This is a genomic window from Sphingomonas sp. 22176, from assembly GCF_052045505.1.
Lineage (GTDB): Bacteria > Pseudomonadota > Alphaproteobacteria > Sphingomonadales > Sphingomonadaceae > Sphingomonas.
Genome location: NZ_JBQEPL010000001.1, coordinates 36,624 through 52,334 on the forward strand (window position 1 = coordinate 36,624; position 15,711 = coordinate 52,334).

The 15,711-nt window shown below is 67.9% G+C and carries 14 protein-coding genes; 3 read left to right on the plus strand and 11 right to left on the minus strand.

Annotation, left to right across the window (positions count from 1 at the left end; genetic code table 11):
• Positions 1 to 32: 32 nt before the first annotated feature.
• Complete coding sequence (locus tag ACTJKY_RS00160) at positions 33 to 1,655, minus strand: alkaline phosphatase D family protein (RefSeq protein ID WP_440843369.1); 1,623 nt, start codon at positions 1,653 to 1,655, stop codon at positions 33 to 35.
• Between the two features lie 32 nt (positions 1,656 to 1,687).
• Here ACTJKY_RS00160 and ACTJKY_RS00165 point away from each other — a divergent pair, with 32 nt between their 5' ends.
• Both ACTJKY_RS00165 and ACTJKY_RS00170 read left to right on the plus strand, forming a co-directional pair.
• Positions 1,688 to 3,418 carry an ArnT family glycosyltransferase gene (locus ACTJKY_RS00165; protein WP_440843370.1) on the plus strand — a complete coding sequence of 577 codons (1,731 nt, stop codon included), beginning with the start codon at positions 1,688 to 1,690 and terminating at the stop codon, positions 3,416 to 3,418.
• Positions 3,419 to 3,682: 264 nt separating this feature from the next.
• Positions 3,683 to 5,230, plus strand: coding sequence for a hypothetical protein (locus tag ACTJKY_RS00170; protein ID WP_440843371.1), 1,548 nt, complete (start codon positions 3,683 to 3,685; stop codon positions 5,228 to 5,230).
• Here the strand turns inward: ACTJKY_RS00170 and ACTJKY_RS00175 are convergent.
• From ACTJKY_RS00175 to ACTJKY_RS00185, 3 genes are read right to left on the minus strand one after another with little or no spacing between them, the layout of a single operon-like run.
• Positions 5,167 to 6,366 carry a glycosyltransferase gene (locus ACTJKY_RS00175; protein ID WP_440843372.1) on the minus strand — a complete coding sequence of 400 codons (1,200 nt, stop codon included), beginning with the start codon at positions 6,364 to 6,366 and terminating at the stop codon, positions 5,167 to 5,169. The two genes, ACTJKY_RS00170 and ACTJKY_RS00175, sit on opposite strands and share 64 nt — an antisense overlap.
• A gap of 8 nt (positions 6,367 to 6,374) precedes the next feature.
• The gene (locus ACTJKY_RS00180; protein ID WP_440843373.1) at positions 6,375 to 6,893 is read right to left on the minus strand and encodes a DUF2141 domain-containing protein; all 519 of its coding nucleotides are present in this window, start codon (positions 6,891 to 6,893) and stop codon (positions 6,375 to 6,377) included.
• Entirely contained in the window at positions 6,890 to 7,816 is a 927-nt protein-coding gene (locus ACTJKY_RS00185) for a hypothetical protein (protein ID WP_440843374.1), read from the minus strand. The genes ACTJKY_RS00180 and ACTJKY_RS00185 overlap by 4 nt, the downstream gene beginning before the upstream one ends.
• 187 nt (positions 7,817 to 8,003) lie before the next feature.
• On the opposite strand from ACTJKY_RS00185, the gene ACTJKY_RS00190 reads away from it, so the two are divergent.
• Complete coding sequence (locus tag ACTJKY_RS00190) at positions 8,004 to 9,098, plus strand: glycosyltransferase (protein ID WP_440843375.1); 1,095 nt, start codon at positions 8,004 to 8,006, stop codon at positions 9,096 to 9,098.
• On the opposite strand, the gene ACTJKY_RS00195 is transcribed toward ACTJKY_RS00190, so the two are convergent.
• The 7 genes from ACTJKY_RS00195 to pyrE all read right to left on the minus strand — a co-directional run bounded on the left by ACTJKY_RS00195 (position 9,083) and on the right by pyrE (position 15,652).
• The gene (locus tag ACTJKY_RS00195) at positions 9,083 to 11,149 is read right to left on the minus strand and encodes a TonB-dependent receptor (RefSeq protein ID WP_440843376.1); all 2,067 of its coding nucleotides are present in this window, start codon (positions 11,147 to 11,149) and stop codon (positions 9,083 to 9,085) included. The two genes, ACTJKY_RS00190 and ACTJKY_RS00195, sit on opposite strands and share 16 nt — an antisense overlap.
• Positions 11,142 to 11,783 carry a maleylacetoacetate isomerase gene (maiA, locus tag ACTJKY_RS00200; protein WP_440843377.1) on the minus strand — a complete coding sequence of 214 codons (642 nt, stop codon included), beginning with the start codon at positions 11,781 to 11,783 and terminating at the stop codon, positions 11,142 to 11,144. Before maiA ends, ACTJKY_RS00195 begins: the two co-directional genes overlap by 8 nt.
• A gap of 4 nt (positions 11,784 to 11,787) precedes the next feature.
• Positions 11,788 to 12,885 carry an AI-2E family transporter gene (locus tag ACTJKY_RS00205; protein ID WP_440843378.1) on the minus strand — a complete coding sequence of 366 codons (1,098 nt, stop codon included), beginning with the start codon at positions 12,883 to 12,885 and terminating at the stop codon, positions 11,788 to 11,790.
• The gene (gene lepB, locus ACTJKY_RS00210; protein WP_440843379.1) at positions 12,882 to 13,772 is read right to left on the minus strand and encodes a signal peptidase I; all 891 of its coding nucleotides are present in this window, start codon (positions 13,770 to 13,772) and stop codon (positions 12,882 to 12,884) included. The genes ACTJKY_RS00205 and lepB overlap by 4 nt, the downstream gene beginning before the upstream one ends.
• Positions 13,772 to 14,185 (minus strand): holo-ACP synthase, encoded by a 414-nt coding sequence (acpS, locus tag ACTJKY_RS00215; protein ID WP_440843380.1) that lies wholly within the window; start codon positions 14,183 to 14,185, stop codon positions 13,772 to 13,774. The genes lepB and acpS overlap by 1 nt, the downstream gene beginning before the upstream one ends.
• A gap of 157 nt (positions 14,186 to 14,342) precedes the next feature.
• A complete protein-coding gene (locus tag ACTJKY_RS00220) occupies positions 14,343 to 15,071 on the minus strand; it encodes a pyridoxine 5'-phosphate synthase (RefSeq protein WP_440843381.1) in 729 nt (242 codons plus the stop codon).
• Complete coding sequence (gene pyrE, locus ACTJKY_RS00225; RefSeq protein WP_440843382.1) at positions 15,068 to 15,652, minus strand: orotate phosphoribosyltransferase; 585 nt, start codon at positions 15,650 to 15,652, stop codon at positions 15,068 to 15,070. Before pyrE ends, ACTJKY_RS00220 begins: the two co-directional genes overlap by 4 nt.
• Positions 15,653 to 15,711 lie beyond the last annotated feature (59 nt).

Here is a 15,711-nt window from a genome sequence, read left to right on the forward strand (position 1 = left end):
CCCTGGCGGGGGAGGATACGGTTTAGCTTTTCTTACCCCATCACGTTACGGCCGCGCTGCACGATGGCGCTATGCCCCACGCTGGCCTTCAGGCTGCGCTCGGTGACGTTGTCGACGAAAACCCAGTCATTGCGCGCCTGGTCCGGCGTGAGCGTCAGCGCCATGTAGCCGCGGCGGCTGGTGTCGCACCATTTCAGCTCGGGGTTCGCCTTCACCATCGCGGCGGCGATCACCTTCGGATCGGTCTTGAGCGCGCTTTCGAAGCCCGGCGAGGTCACCGCCTGTCCGGCGAACTCCACGCCCGCCGCCTTGCCATCCTGCGCCAGGTCGAACGCCCAGGCATTGTGGCTGTCGCCGCACACCACCAGCAGGTTGGCGCCCATGCTCTGCGACGACTTGAGGAACCGCGCCCGCGCCGCCGGATAGCCGCCCCAGCTGTCATAGCCGAGCGGCAGGCCCAGCTTGCCCGCCAGCACGCCGGCCTGGACATAGGCCTTGGCGCGCGGATCGGCGTCGGGCGCCAGCCAGTCCATGGCCGCGGCGGGGGTCGACAGATTGCCCATGATCGTGCCGAAGCCGACCACCTGCCAGCGCTGCCCCGCCTTCACCGAGCGGCGCATGGCATGGTCGAGCCACACTTCCTGCTCGCTGCCGAGCATCGTCACCGCGGGATCGTGCCAGGCACCGTCGCGGAAGGCGGTGAGCGCCTTGACCGGATCGGCGTCCTTGAACAGCGGCGCAACATCGGGCTGCTGGCTGCGCGCGAGCAGCCGGCTCTCGGTGCGGAAGAAGGTCGCCAGCGTGCCGATCTCATAGGTGCCCCAGGGCGTTTCGGAAACCGGCATCCACTCGCGGAACACCTGCATCGCCGCTGCCTTGCGGGCGCTCCAATCGCCTTCCGTATCGGGCTGGTGATTCTCGGCGCCGCCCTCCCAGCTGTCATTGGCGCTTTCATGATCGTCCCACTGGATCAGCATCGGCTTGGCGGCATGGAGCGCCTGGAGGTCGGGATCGGCGCGGTAGCTGGCATAGCGCAGGCGGTAGTCAGCGAGATGGATCATCTCGCCCGCCGGCTCCGGCCAGCGGCCGCCGATCGCGCCGCCCGCCGGCGCATAGCCGCCCTGCTTATATTCGTAGAGATAGTCGCCGAGGTGCACCCACAGGTCGATGTCGTCGCGCGCCGCGGCATGGCCATAAGCGTTGAAATAGCCGAACGGCAGGTTCGAGCAGGAGAAGATCGCGATGCCGAAGCGGCGGGCCTCGCCCAGCGGCAGCGTCTTGGTGCGGCCTACGGCCGAGAAGCTGCCGTCGGGCGCGACGAACCGGTAGAAATAGCGCGTGTCGGGCGCGAGGCCGGCGACGGTCACCTTGGCGGTATGGTCGCGCCACGGGCCGGTGATCTGCTCGCCCTCGGCGACAATATGGGTGAAATCGGCACTGGTGGCGATCTGCGCGCGCAGCTTCACCGCGCCGCCATCGGCGGGGACGTAGCGCGTCCACAGCAGCATCGTGTCCGGCCCCGGCTCACCGCTCGCCACCGAATGGGTGAAGCCGCGCGCAGTCGCTTGCGCGAGCGCAGCGCCCGGCAGCGCCAGCGCGCCGATGCCGAGCGTTCCAGTGAGCAGCAGCGAACGGCGGTCGAGTCGAAGAGTCATTTGGTCGCGTCCCTTTTTCGGTCGGCCGGTAGGTGACCGCGATTGGTGTCGTGTTCGTGACAGCGCCGGAAAACTCGGCTAGGCGAGCGCGCGCATCGCATTCGGAGCATGATAGGCGGGAACGCACACCCGCGCGGCAGGGGCAGACCCGCCGGCGGCATGGAGAAGAATACGCAGGTGACATCTATTCGACTTGCTCCCGGCAAGGCCCTGATATGACGGCGCGGATCGAAACGCACGGCGCCGCCGTCGCCCGCAAGGACTGGCGTTCCATGACCGCAGCGCTGCCGCGCTGGCTGGTACTGCTTGTGGCCGCAGCGCTCGTCCGCAGCCCCACCTTCGGCAACCCCCTCGTCCATGTCGACGAAGAATTCTATTTCGTCACCGCCCAGCACATGCTGCACGGCGCCCTGCCCTTCGTCGACATCTTCGATCGCAAGCCGGTGGGGCTCTTCCTGCTCTACGTGCCGGCCGCGGCGCTCGGTTTTCCGTGGGGGATCCTCGCATATCAGCTGATGGCGCTGGCAAGCGTCGTGCTCACCGCGGTGATGATCGCCCGTCTCGCCGATCGCGCTGGCTGGCATCGGGGCGCGACCCCGGCCGCGCTGCTCTACATCTTCATGCTGAACATCGCCGACGGCCAGGGCGGGCAAGCGCCCATCTTCTACAATCTGATGATGATCGGCGCGATCGCACTGGTCCTGCCTCGCGCCGACGACGCGGCGGCGGACTGGCGGCGGATCGCCCGAGCGATGGGCGCCATGCTCCTCGTCGGGCTAGCGATGCAGGTCAAATATTCGGTCCTGTTCGAAGGCCTGTTCCTCGGCTTGTGGCTCACCGTGCGCGAATGGCGCCTGGGCGCGACGCCGCTGCAATGGGCCATCCGCATCGCCGCCTACGCCCTGGCGGCGATGGTGCCGACGGTCCTTGCCGGCGCCGTCTATGCCGCGCTGGGCCATTTCGACGCGTGGTTTTTCGCTAACTTCAAGTCGATACTCGATCGGAAAAGCGATCCGGCGAGCGAGCTTGCGCTAGCCTTCCTGCAAATGGTGCTGTTTCTCGGCCCGCTGCTCACGGTCTGTTGGTTTTCCCGCCGGCTTCCACCGGCGGATGCCCTTACCGAACAACGCCGCAACCTCCTGTTCGGATGGCTAATCGCTTCGGTCGTCGGGCTGATCCTGTTCGGATCCTGGTTCAATCACTATGCGCTGCCGGTGATGATGCCGGCGAGCTTGTGTTGTGCCGGTTTCTTCGGCGCAGCGCCGCAGGGTCGACGGATCGTCGCACCGGCGCTGCTGGCGGTTGCCCTCGTCGCCGGCGAGACGATTGTCGTGACCTCGGCCTGGCGCCGCGGAAACGACGCGCAACTGGAGACGATCGCCGCAGCCATCGGGCACGGCCCAGGGTGCCTCTACCTCCATTCCGGCGACACCGCGATCTACGCCGCTTCCGGGCGATGTGCTGCCTCGGCATGGGTCTTCCCCAGTCATCTCGCGCGCGAGCGCGAGAATGGCGCGGTTGGAGTCGACCAGTTGGAGGAAGTGGATCGGATCTTCCGCCGTCATCCGGCAGTCGTCGCGATGCGCACGCCCTTTTCCGGCGAGCGCCGCGTCGTGCGCGAACGGGTTCTGCAGTACCTGCAGCGCGACGGCTATCGATTGCGCGGACGCTATCCGATCGGAGATGACTACATCTCGGTTTATGGGGCGGCAGTCGACGATCGCAGCGCCGAGCGGTATGTGGCCAGCGGCGCCTCCTACTAATCCATGCGCGCGCGCCCGCATGTTCGGCGTCGCTTTGGACTCAGGATCGTCTGGTCGCGTCCCTTTTTCGGTCGGCCGCTAGGGGGCGGCGATTGGGTTCGTGTTCGTGACAGGCGCGCCTAGCTCGGCTAGGCAGAGCCCCGAGTCGATTTCGGGGCGTTGATAATGGGGGCGCAACCTGCTGGGCGGTAATACACCGATGGCAGCACGGAGACGAAAGACGCACGTGAGCTTTTCCCGTTTTACGGCAGGCGCCGGCCGCTGATGGCAACACGTATCGCATCCCTCGGCATTGCCGAGCCGAAAGTAGGCTTTGCCGCCGCTGCTGCAGCCCTGCCGCGCTGGATCACGCTGCTGGCGACGGCGATGGCGGTGCGCGCGGTCACATTCGGCAACCCGCTGGTGGGGGTAGACGAGCAATTCTACCTGGTCACCGCCCAGCGCCTGCTCCACGGCGCGCTGCCCTTTGTCGACATCTGGGACCGCAAGCCCGTCGGCCTGTTCCTTCTCTACCTTCCCGCCGCGGCACTTGGCATGCCCTGGGGCATCCTCGCCTATCAGCTGATGGCGCTGGCCTGCGTGGTGCTTACCGCCGGCATGATCGCGCGGACGGCCGACCGGGTCGGCTGGAGCGCCGGCGCGCTGCCCGCCGCCCTGCTCTACATCCTGATGCTCAACGTGGCCGACGGCCAAGGCGGGCAGGCGCCGGTCTTCTACAACCTCCTCACCATGGGCGCAGTCTCGCTGCTGCTGCCCCGCGCCGACGATCGCGACGGCGATCCCGTCCGCATCGGCCGCAACCTGCTGGCGATGCTGCTGATCGGGCTGGCGCTGCAGGTGAAGTACACGGTGCTGTTCGAGGGGCTGTTCCTTGGGATGTGGCTGCTGCACCGCGAGGCAATGCTCGGCGGCAGCCTGCACCATGTCGCGCGGCGCGGGCTCGGCTATGCCGGCGTGGCGATCCTTCCGACGCTGCTCGCGGCCGGAGTCTATGCCTGGCTCGGCCATTTCGATTCGTGGCTGTATGCGAATTTCGGCTCGATCCTCGACCGCAGGAGTGACCCGTTCATCGATCTGGTAGGCGCGTTCTTCGAGGTGTCGGTGCCGCTCGCGCCGCTGGTGGTCCTGAGCTGCAAAGGATGGATCGGCGTGCGGCGCGCGGGCGCGCTTCGTCCCGCCCATATATTGCTGTTCGGCTGGCTGATCGCGGCGCTGGTCGGCCTGATCGTGTTCGGTTCTTGGTATCCGCATTACGCGCTGCCGGCGATGGTGCCAGGCAGCCTGGGCTGCGCCGCCTTCTTCGCCCGCGAGCGTATCGGCCGCCGTATCGTCGCCCCTTTGCTGCTGGCGACGGCGTTCGTCGCGGGAACGGTCTGCGTGTTCACCGCCCAGGCCAAGCGCGGCAACGCCGTCCAGTTGGCGACGATCGCCGATGCGATCGGACGGGGAGACGGCTGCCTCTATGTCCATTCGGGCAATTCGATGCTGTATGGCGCAACCGGGCGCTGCGCACTGAGCCCATGGCTATTCCCCGATCACTTGTCGCGCGAGCGCGAAAACGGCGCGCTCGGGGTCGACCAGATCGCCGAGGTGGATCGGATTTTCGCCCAGCGCCCGGCAGTCGTGGTGATGCGCACGCCGTTTCGCGGCGAGCGGCTGGCGGTGCGGGGCCGCGTGGAGCACTATCTCCACCGCCTAGGCTATGCGTCGCGCGGTACTTATATGATCGGCACGGTGCCGACCACCGTCTATGCCGCGCCCGAGACTTCGGCGGCCGAGCCGCCGCGCCGCGCCGCCAGCAAGCCGGCATAATAGTCCATCAGCGCGGCGGCGTGATCGGCGTCGCTGCGCACCTTCCTGGCGCCTACCCGAGCCCCGTGCCGCAGGATCGTCTGGTCGCGCGCGAACAGCCGCCGAATTGCTTCCGCCGCCGACCGCGTGTCCCGCGCTGCATAGGTCTCCGCAAAGGGCGGCTCGGCGATCTCGGCGAAGCCACCCTCGTCGGGGCCGATCAGCGGCAGCCCGGAGGCGAGCGCCTCCCAGGCGACCAGCCCGAACGGTTCGGCATCCGATCCGTGGATCAGCGCGTCGCAGCTGGCGACGATGCGCGACAGTCGCAGCCGGTCATAGACGGGGCGGAAGATGCGGATGTGGGGGCTGCCGGCGATCAGCGCCTCGAGCTGCGCGCGCTGCGGCCCGTCGCCGAGCAGCATCAGCCCCACCGGCAGATCGTTGGCGGCGGCTTCCACCGCCTCGACCACCAGCGGCCAGCGCTTTTCCTTGTGCTGGCGCCCGAGCCCGAGCAGCAGATGCCCCTCGGGCGGCAGGCCCAGCTGCGCTAGCAGCGACACCCGCAGCTTCTCGTCGCGCAGATCGGGAGAGAACCACCCGCGATCGATGCCCAGCGGCACCGAAGCATCGACCTTGAGCCCACGCCGCTCGAACCGTTTGGCGAGCGCCGGGCCGTTGGTCACGAACGCGTCGTAGTGCGCCAGGAAGCGCGCCATATATTTGGTGTACCAGCCGAACGCCTGCTCAACCTGCAGCGGCGTAGCGACCGTGTCGAGCCAGCGCTGCGGATAGGTGCCGACCAGGTCGCCATGCGCGAAATAGACCTTGAGCGCGTCGCCCTGCCAGCGCCCTACCGTCCAGGCGGGCAGCCAGGGCGAGCTGTTCTCGACGATATCGGGCTTGAGCCGATCGAGCGCGGCCCAGACCGGCTCGTCCTTGACGAAGATGCGGTAGTTGCGATCGAGCAGCAGCGGCGGCGCCTTGATCCAGTGGATCGCGCCGCCGCCGGGGCGTTCCTCCACTGCATTCTCGGCGCCGGGGGCGACGACGATCAGCTCATGCCCCAGATCGGCCATCAGGCCCATCTTGCGATCGAGATAGGTGCGCACCCCGCCGCCGGTGGGTGAGTAGAACTCGTTGACGTCGACGATGCGCATGCGGCTCCTCAATCGAGCGGGCTGAATCCTCCCAGGCCGCGCAGATACTGCGCTCTAATCGTCACGGTCGTCACACCGTTCCCGACCCGCACCATCGCCTGACGCAATTTGGGACGGCTGCGGCCCAGGCGCTGGTTTGACGGAAAGCCGGCGCCGTCCGACCAGAAGTTGAACTTGTTCTTGCCGTCGCGATCATGGGTGAACAGCACCGCATATTCGCCCGGCGCCGGCACGCGGATGCACAGGATCACCGGGCCCGAGGGCGGCGCATTCGCCCAGATCCGGCGGAAGGTCTTGCCTTCCTTGATCAGGTCGCGGTCGTCTTTGAGGAAATCTTCCTCGGTCGCCGGATACAGCTCCAGCTTCAGCCGCCCGGTGCGGTCCTTGAGACCGACGATCTCGGCCTGGATGGCCGGGCCGTGGCCGCTGGTGCAGGCGCCGGCGTCCTCGCCCAGCGTCTGCGCAAAGGCCGGATGCGCAGCAGCGGCGGCAAGCAGCGTCGCGGCCAGAAGGACGGTGCGCTTCATGCGGTTTTCCTCGTAAGCAAAGCATGCAGGCCGAAGCCGGCAATCAGGACCATGTGCGCGACCAGCGAAAGGCCGGCGATCAGCGCCATCAGTTCGGATAGCGCCTCGCCCTGACCGATCACCATGATCGCGAAGCTGGCGAACAGCAGTTCCTTGTTCGGCACCAGCGGCAGGCGCCAGGCGAGCAGGCGCCCTGCCGACAGCAGCAGCCAGATGCCGATCGAAACCTGCGGCATCGCGAAATGCCAGGCGAAGGCGATCAGCACCGAGCTGGTGATGATGCGCATGCAATGGATGCTGAACACCCACCACAGCTCGCCGCGGGGCAGCGAGAAGACTCGCTTGGAAAAGATCAGGAAGGGCAGCGACATCGCGAAGATCACCGCGATCGAGCCCATCAGCGTATTGAACTCAGCGGGCTTCAGCAGGTCGATGCCGAATGGCAGCGCCATCGCCACCACCGCCAGCGTCATCGCGTTGCCGGCGATCGCGGAAAGGATCGTCACGTCCTTCACCGCGCCGAAAGGGGCCGCGACCATCTGCGTGCGCTGGCGTGCCCAGGCGTAGAAATAGGCCTCGCCCGAATAGCCGAGCAGCACTTCGTTCGCGATCCGCTTCTTGTGGAGCGCGATCATCCCGTCGATCGGGATGCGCCACAGCTTGCGGAAAATGATGTAGTCGAAGGTCGGCGAGCCGAGATAATACAGCACGAAGACGAGGTAGAAGAGCGGGTTGGTGGGCATTGCCCGCGCCAGCCCGGTCAGCCCGCCGCCGAACAGCTCGCGCGCCAGCCCCGCCACCATCAGCAGCGTGAGCCCAGCGCCCAGCCACATCGGCCAGCGACGCTTGATCTTCTCGACGGGCTCGAGCCCTGCAAGATCGGGTGCAGCCGGAATCGCAGCTTCGGCTGTGCGCGTATTCACCGAAGCCTCCCCTGCCTGCCTGTTCAATCGATTCAAAAGCGCCACCGACAAGATCGAAACAATCACTCACTTCCCGCGTTTTGGCGTATCCCGTCTCCGGGGTGCGTCGCGCGACGCTCGGCTTTCCCAACACATTGCGGTTTATTCCGGCAGCGATTTGGGCTTTAGAAAGGCAAACCGCAAGTAGATGCTGTACCGCTCTCCCCCCTCCACGCCGCTCCACATCCTGGCGTTCGCAGAGACTCTGCAGGGCGGCGGCGTCGAACGCGCATTGCTGCGCATGGCGGCGGGGTGGCTCGAAAGGGGACACCGGGTAACGCTGGTGCTGGGTGCGTGCGAGGGGCCGCTGGCAGCCGAGGTGCCCGCCGGCATCGAGATGATCGAGCTGGGCAGCCCGCATTATCCGATCCTGATGCGGCTGCCCGGCGTGGTCCGCAAGGTCGATCCCGACATCGTGTTCTGCCCGGGCAACTACTACACCGCCGCCGCCGCGATGATCCGCCTCCGGCTCGGCCGCGACTGCCCGCCGATCATCGCCAAGGTCTCGAACGCGCTGGTGCGGCACGAAATGTGGCGGATGGTGGCGTGGGGCTACAACCGTTGGCTGCGCTGGCACCCCTGGTTCCTCGATCACGTCGTGGCGATGACGCCGGCGATGGCGCGTGAGGCGATGACGGAAATGGCCCTGCCCGCCGACCGGGTGAGCGTGATCGCCAATCCCCCGGCCGAACGCATCGCCGATGCCGTGCCGATCGCGCTGCCGCAGGGCCGCTATATCGTCGGTGTCGGCCGACTGGAGCCGCAGAAGCGCTGGGACCGGCTGATCGACGCGCTGCCACGGCTCGCGGACCCGGCGATTCGGCTGCTGCTGCTCGGCGAGGGCAGCGCCCGCGCGCCGCTGGAGGCGCAGGTCGCGCGACTCGGCCTCGCGCACCGGGTGACGATGCCCGGCCATGTCAGCGATCCGCTGCCGGCGCTGAAGCACGCGACCGTGGCGGCGCTGACCTCGGACTTTGAGGGCGTGCCCGGCGTGGTGCGCGAAGCGCTGTCGCAAGGCACGCCCGTGGTGGCGACCGAGGCGAGCGTGGCGGTGCGCGAGCTCATCGACTCGCCGGTGCTCGGCACCGTCGTCCCGCGCGAGGACGGGGATGCGCTGGCGGCGGCGCTCGACCACTGGATCGTCCCCGGCCGCCCCCGCCCCACGCCGCGCGCCGACGAAGGCGATCCGGTCGGCGACTATCTCGCGCTGTTCAGCCGGCTGGCTCGTCAGCGCATCGCGTAGCGCAGGCCGATCCACAGCGTGCGCGGCGTCGCGCGTTCGATCACGTTGCCGCCGCTGATTCCCGCCTGCACCTCGGCATCAAACAGATTCTCGGCACGCCCCTCGATCCGCAGCGCGCGGGTGACCGGCACGCCCAGCGTCGCATCCACGGTCCATGCCGGATCCAGCCGGGCGCTGTTCTGGTCATCCTCGAACCGCGCCCCGGCATAGCGGGCGGTCACCGAAGCGTTGGCCAGCGCGGCGCGCCAGGCGAGCGTCGCCGATCCCTGGAAGCGCGGAGTCTGCGCCGGGCGCAGCCCGTCGAGCGACACCGCCGCGCCCGAGGCATGGACACGGCTGTCGGCATAGGCCCAGGAGCCGGCAAGGCTCCAGGCGCCCAGCGTCCATTGGCCGTCGAGTTCGATGCCCTTGGCCTCGACCGCATCGAGATTCTGCCGCTGGCGATAGGCCCCCGCCGCCGAGACGAAGCCGACACCGGGGAATGTCCCCGGCCCGCGCGCCAGCGTGACATTGGCAATCGCGCCGTCGAGCCGGTTCCAATAGCCGGTCGCGCGGAAGACGAGGTCGGGGAGCGGGCGCAGGTCGACGCCGACTTCCCCGCCCCAGAGCCGCTCGGGATCAAGCCCCGGATTGGCCGCGGTGGCATCGGCACCGGCGCGAAACGGGCGATAGAGCTCGTTGAGCGTCGGCAGCCGCCAGCCGCGATAGCCCGCCGCGCGTAGCGTCACCGGGCCCATCGCATAGGCCGCGCCCAGCCGCCCGGTCGGCTCCCAACCATGGCGGTTGGCGTAGCGCGAATCGGTCAGCACCGGGCCGGCAGCGAGCGGCGCCTCGAACAGGCTGCCGTCATAGATCGTCCAATGGTCAAGCCGCCCCCCGGCATCGAGCGTCAGGCCGCCGCTATTGTAGCTGGCATTGGCGAAGCCGCCGGTGGTGAGGCTCGCGCCGCCAGCGATGCGCCGCCGCGTGGGGTTGGTGCCGACAAAGGTGTAAAGTTCGCGCGTCTCGCCCGAGACGCGGCGCAGGTCGCCGCCGAGTCGCAGCGTGACGCCGCCGCCCACCGGCGGCGCGACTTCGATGCGGCCGCCGATGCCGGTCGCGGGCACTTCCTGCTGCACCACCGGGCTCACCGTGTCGCGTGGAGCGGAGATGCTGGCGAAGCCGCTCTCGAACTGCCGCACTTGCAGATAGGCGAGCGCGGACCAGCCCCACTCCCCCTTCTGCCCATTGCCACGGTGAACGAGCCGCACGCTGGCATCGGCCCCCTTGCTGAGCACGTCGGTGTAGGCGGTCCCGCGATCGCGCTGGTCGGTGAAACCGGAAAGGTTGGTCTGCAGCTCAGTGCCGCCCCCGACATCCGTCACGCCGCGCACCGCGAGGCTCGCCTGCTCATAGGGCGCAGCGCGGTCGACGCGGCCGGGATTCACGATCGGCACGAAGCCGTCGCTGCGGCCATATTGTCCCGCGACCGTGAAGAAGCCGCTGCGGACCGGCACCGCGGCGACCGCGTTCGCGTCGACGCTGTTCCGGCTGCCGTAGAAAGCGCCAAGGTTCAGCAAGCCCAGCTCGGCAGGACTGCCGCTCTCCAGCTCCACCGTGCCCGCCAGCGCACCCGGACCGGCGAACCCGCTGCCGCCGCCACGCGTCACGCGCACGCCGGCGAGGCGACCGGGCATGTACGCCGGAAACGGCACCCAGCCGCCGAACGGATCGGTCTGCGGCACCCCGTCGAGCAGCAGCAGCGCGCGGCTCGAGGCATTGCCGCCCAAGCCGCGCAGGGTGATGCCCTGGCTGGTCGGATGCGCCGAGGACGAAGTCGAGCGGCGGTACTGCGCCAGCCCGGCGACATCGGCCAGAACGTCCTCGATCCGGTTGCTCGCGGTATCGGCAAGCCGCGCGCGGTCGATCGTCACCACGTCATACGCGGCATCGCCCGGCGGCACATCGAGCCCGCGGCCGGTGACGACGATCTCGTCCTGCGAACGGTCCTGCGCGACGGCAGGCGCCGCCACGCACAGCGCCGCGACGGCACATCCCAGTTTTTCAAGCATGTGGTGCGACGGTATCCGGATGGGCGGCGACGAACGCCGGATGGGAGACGGCAGCCGCTTCGGCACGGCGCAGCAGGGGGTAGGCGTCCAGCGGCACGGCGAATCGCCGGGCGTTGAACAATTGCGGGACCAGGAAACAGTCGGAGATGTCGGGTGCGGCACCGCCGAGGAACGGGCCGTCGCCGCCGGAGTTGCGCACCATCGCCTCCAGCGCCGAAAAACCCTCGGTCATCCAGTACGCCGTCCAGGCCGAGCGCGACGCCGCATCAGCGCCCACGCCATGCTCCAGATGGCGCATCACCCGCAGATTGTTGATCGGGTGCACGTCCATCCCGATCACCATCGCCCGCGCCAGCGCGTCGGCGCGTGCATCGGGATCGGCTGGGATCAGCCGCGGCTCGGGATAGCGCGCATCGAGCCAGTCGAGGATCGCGAGGCTCTGGGTGAACACGCGGCCGTCCGCCTCCAGCGCCGGCACCAGCCCCTGCGGGTTGCGTGCGAGATGCTCGGGGCTGCGCTGGGCATTCTCCAGCAAGGGCACCTCGTGCCGCACATAGTCCACGCCCTTAAGGTTGAGTGCGATCCGCACCCGATACCCCGCCGAGGAGCGGAAATAGTCGTGCAGCACGAGCATCGGCTCAGTCCTTTTCGGAGTCGTCGTCGCTCTTCGGCTTCTTGCCATTGAGGCGGGCGTTGCTCTCCAGCGCCACCTTGATCATCGCCACCATCGGATCGGCCAGCGCCAGCCCGAGCACGCCGAACAGCGTGCCGGCAAGGATCTGCGACGATAGCGTCAGCGCAGGCGGCAGGTCGACGGTGCGCTTGGCGACCATCGGAATCACGACATAGCCGTCGAAATTCTGCACGGCGAAATAGATGACGAGCGCCCAGATGCCGGTTTCCTGGCCCGCGCTGAAACCCACCGCCGCCATCAGCACGCCAGAGATGATCGCGCCGACATTGGGAATGAAGGCCAGCACGCCGGTGATGATACCGAGCAGCAGCGCCATCGGCACGCCCGCGACGCTGAGCAGGATCCAGGTCAGCACGCCTTCGAACGCCATGCCGAGCAGGCGGCCGGCGAGCAGCCGTCGCATCGTCGTCGCCATGCCGCCCAGCATGTGGGCGAAAGCATGGCGCTGGTCGAGCGGCACCATCCATTGCAGCCCGCGTTCGTAGATGCGCGGCTCGAGCGCGATGAACAGGCCGAGGATCAGGATCATGACCATGCTGGTCACGGCGCCGATCGCGGTGCCCACGGCGCTGGTCAGCTTGCCAACCGAGCCGAGTGCCTCGCGCAGCATGCCGTTGATGTCCGACTTGCCCGGCATCAGGCCCATGTTCGATGCCCAGCCCGCGACGCGGTTGGCCTGGGTTTCCAGCGTGGTGCGCAGCTGCTCGGCCTGGGCCGAGATCTGCATGCCGGTGCGGTAGAAGACGAGGCCGAAAAAGGCGAAGACGAGGAGCAGCACCAGGCCGATGCGCAGGCCGCGCGGGATCGGCAGTACCTTGCCGAGCAGCCGCGCGCCGCCATCGAGCATCGAGGCGAAGACGAGACCGGCGAAGATGATCAGCAGCGGCTGGATCAGCAGGACGATCAGCGCAATGCCCACCGCCATGCCCAGCCATACCGCGGCCTTCTTGAATTCGGCGCGGGTGGCGGGATCGCGAAACTCGTTCGGGCCCGGCTCGCGCACGACGCGGACGTGCGCGGATTCCAGCGGATCGTTGCTCATTTATCCTCGTGGGTAGGGTGCAGCGAAATGCCGAACCGATCCCCGCGGAAACCCGTGAACCACGTCAGCGGGTTCCATGTCGACGAGCCGTCGCGCGAAAAAGTGATGAACTCGGCACGCCCGCCCAGATTTTCCCACGGCACCGGACCGCCCAGCCCACCCTGTTCGAGGCTGAAACGGCTGTCGGCGCTGTTGTCGCGATTGTCGCCCATCAGGAAGACATGGTTTTTGGGAATGACGGTCGGCGGAAAATTGTCGCCGGCGGAGTCGCCGAGGTCGGCGATGTCGTAGCTGGCGCCGTTCGGCAGCGTCTCGCGGAACAGCGTCAGGCTGCAATAGGCCTTGCCCTGGTGGACGACGCGGCGGCCTTCGTAGAAGATCGATCCGCCGCGCTCGGGATCGGGATCACAGTGGGTGTTGCCGTCGATCGGCACCAGTCGTTCGCCCAGCGGCTCGCGCGGCACGGCCTTGCCGTTCAGCCAGACGATGCCGTCCCGCACCGCAATGGTGTCGCCCGGCAGGCCGATGACACGCTTGATATAGTCGGTGCTGTGCTGGGGCGGGGTAACGATCACGATGTCGCCGCGCGCCGGCAACCGGCCGAGGATGCGGCCGGGAATCGGCGGCAGCAGATGGAAGGTCGGCGTTACGAAGGAATAGCCGTACGGATATTTGCTGACGATCAGCTGATCGCCCACCCGCAGCGTGGGCAGCATCGATTCCGAAGGGATGTAGAAGGGCTTGGCGATCAAGCTGTGGAAGGCGAGCACCCCCAGCACCAGCCAGACGAGGCCGCGCAGTTCGGCCCACCAATCGGTACCCTGGCGTGTGGCGCTCTGGCGTCGCTCGCTCCGCTTGCTGCTCAACGCCAGTTCGTCCGCCCCCATTACACTTCCTTTTCCGCCGGCACGGCCTCGATCATCACCATCGCGAACGCCCAGGGCATGTCGTCCGTAAGCGTCAGGTGCACCTTGGCCACGTGTCCCGGTGGCGTCATGGCGTCAAGTCTCGCCTTGGCCCCGCCGGTCAGCGCCAGCGTGGGTGCGCCAGACGGTGCATTAACCACGCCGATATCCTTCATGAACACGCCCCGGCTGAACCCGGTTCCAACCGCCTTGGAAAATGCCTCCTTGGCCGCAAAGCGCTTGGCAAGCGTGGGCGCGTAATTGTGCGGGCGCTTGGCAGCCTTGGCGAGTTCGACCTCGGTGAACACGCGCTGCTCGAACCGCGCGCCGTAGCGATCGAGCGAATTGCGGATCCGCTCGATGTTGCACAGGTCAGAACCGAGGCCGAGGATCATATTGCCGTCTCCCGCCTGCGGGAGAGGGAGGGAGCCGCCGCAGGCGGCGGAAGGGTGAGGGTGTGTGGGTTCGACGAAATCGTCGGCCTGAAGACACCTGACTCACCCTCATCCCGCCCCTCTCCCGCAAGCGGGAGAGGGAGAAGGGGCTCGAAGCTCACCGGGCCGAATCCATCAGCGCGCGCATCCGCTGGACCACCGGGCCGAGCCCGTCGAAAATCGCCTCGCCGATCAGGAAATGCCCGATGTTGAGCTCCATCACCTGCGGGATCGCGGCGATCGGCACGACATTGTCGAAGGTGAGGCCGTGGCCCGCATGCGGCTCGATGCCGTTGCGCGCCGCCAGCGCCGCCGCATCGGACAGGCGCTTCAGCTCCACGGCGAGGTCCTCGCCGTCCAGCTCGGCATATCGGCCGGTATGCAGTTCGACGACGGGGGCACCGAGCCGGATGGCCGCATCGATCTGGCGCGCCTCGGGCTCGATGAACAGCGACACCCGGCTGCCATTGTCGCGCAACCTGGCGACCATCGGCGCAAGCAGTTCGAACATGCCCGCCGCGTCCAGCCCGCCCTCGGTGGTGCGCTCCTCGCGCTTCTCGGGGACGATGCACACGGCGTGCGGGCGATGCTTCAGCGCAATCGCCAGCATCTCCTCGGTCGCCGCCATTTCGAGGTTGAGCGGGACGGTGAGCTCGGCCGAGAGCCGGGCGATGTCGGCATCGGTGATGTGCCGGCGATCTTCGCGCAGGTGCGCGGTGATCCCGTCCGCGCCGGCCTCGGCGGCGAGCAGTGCCGCGCGCACGGGATCCGGATAGCCGCTGCCGCGCGCGTTCCGCACGGTCGCGACATGGTCGATATTGACCCCGAGGCGCAGCTTGCCGGTCATGCGGTGATCGCCCGGCTCCCCGGCTTGATCGCCGGGATCGCCGCCAGCTCGGGGGGCAGTTGGTCGGCCGGATAGGCGGGCACGTCGAGCTTGGTCAGCGAAATCAGCGGCACGCCGACATCGGCCTTGCCGTTCGAGCGATCGACGATGCACGCCGCACCCACCAGTGTGCCGGGATGCTTGCGGATCGCCGCGATGCACTCGCGCGAGGAGAGCCCGGTGGTGACGATGTCCTCCACCATCACGACACGTGCACCTTCGGGAATCTCGAAGCTCCGGCGCAGCTGGAACTCGCCGTCCTCGCGCTCGACGAACACCGCCTTGCAGCCGAGCGCGCGCGCCGTCTCATAGCCGGGGATGATCCCGCCGATCGCGGGCGAGACGACGATGTCGACCTCGCCGAAGCTCTCGCGAATCAGCTTGCCGAGCGCGCCGCACACCCGCTCGGTGCGGACCGGGTCCTCGAAGATGCGCATCTTCTGGAGAAATACGGGAGAGCGCAAACCCGAAGACAGGATAAAATGCCCCTCAAGCAACGCGCCTGCGTCGCGAAATTCGTCGAGGATGGCGTCTCCGGTCAATGTCTGGGCTCCTGAAGTCAACGGTGGAACGATCCTTTAAGTGGCGGGGGCTGCTACCG